The organism is Roseibium sp. RKSG952 (assembly GCF_009711355.1).
Genome location: NZ_SMMF01000448.1, coordinates 1 through 1,028 on the forward strand (window position 1 = coordinate 1; position 1,028 = coordinate 1,028).

At 57.5% G+C, this 1,028-nt stretch carries 1 protein-coding gene; it reads right to left on the bottom strand.

Translation table 11 applies throughout. The features are described from left to right. Nucleotides 1-240 precede the first annotated feature (240 nt). Nucleotides 241-750, bottom strand: coding sequence for a PaaI family thioesterase (locus E1297_RS01500; RefSeq protein WP_155133003.1), 510 nt, complete (start codon nt 748-750; stop codon nt 241-243). Between the last annotated feature and the right edge of the window lie 278 nt (nt 751-1,028).

Consider the following 1,028-nt stretch of genomic DNA (forward strand, 5'->3'; position numbering starts at 1 on the left):
GGGAGTTCGAGTCTCTCATCGCCCACCATTCTTTTCCTTTATTCTGTGATCACCTGTTTGTGTTGTGGCCGAAAAGGCCGCACGGTGATGGGCACCGAACCCTGGTTCCAGGTTCCGTGAGGGTGTTGTGAGGCCGTGCATCGCTCCGCTTTGGTGTCCCGGGTTGAATTCGAAACGGGGATCTGTTCCAACCCGCTCTCCGCGGCATTGTTTAGATCGCACAGCGGCTGTTTGAGCAGCTCAGACCAATGGCATGACGAAACACGTCGCCGAACCATGCGCGTACAGTTTTCCACCCTTGATGCCGGTCAGCCGGCCTTCCACGGTGATCATTTTCCTGCCAGCGTGAACCACATCTGCGACAGCCAAGAGCCGCCCTGTGTTCTGAAAGATGGAGCGCGTGAAATTCACCTTCAGTTCCGCTGTCGCGTAGCCTGTGGCAGGTGGCAGCACGGTATGCACGGCAGCGCCAAGGACCGTATCCATAACGGTTGCGGCGAAGCCTCCATGCACCGATCCGAGCAGGTTAAGCAGAAAGTCTGCCGGTTCCGCCTCCAGTTCAGCATGGCCTTTTGTTAAAATGTGCGGCAGCGCGAAGTTCATTGTTGCAGCCATGGACGGGCGCGGCCCGTCCGGATCGGAAATGGCTGCATTCAGGTATTCCAGTCCGGGCAAGGACAGGGCTGCGGCGAGATTTGGTGCCTGGTTTGAATAGTCATAGTGGCGTGTCGCGATCTTTATGGTTGGCATGCCTAAATCCCTTCGTTTGGAAGTGAATGTTGGTCAGGAAGTTTGTGAATGGCCTTCCCACTATACGCATGGTCAAGGCATCCAATCGAATGATACCAACTGTCCCGATCGTTTCCTCTTTTGATGGGGCAAGACAATTGCCGGTGAGGCGAATCGCGCAGCGCGGCCGGAATGGCCGGAAAAGCCGTGCAACGACGCCCGGCAGCAGCCTTGGCCTCAGCGCGGTCCCGGTTTCCCGACGGTTCGGAAGGCGTCCAGCTTCTCGAACGATGCCCCGC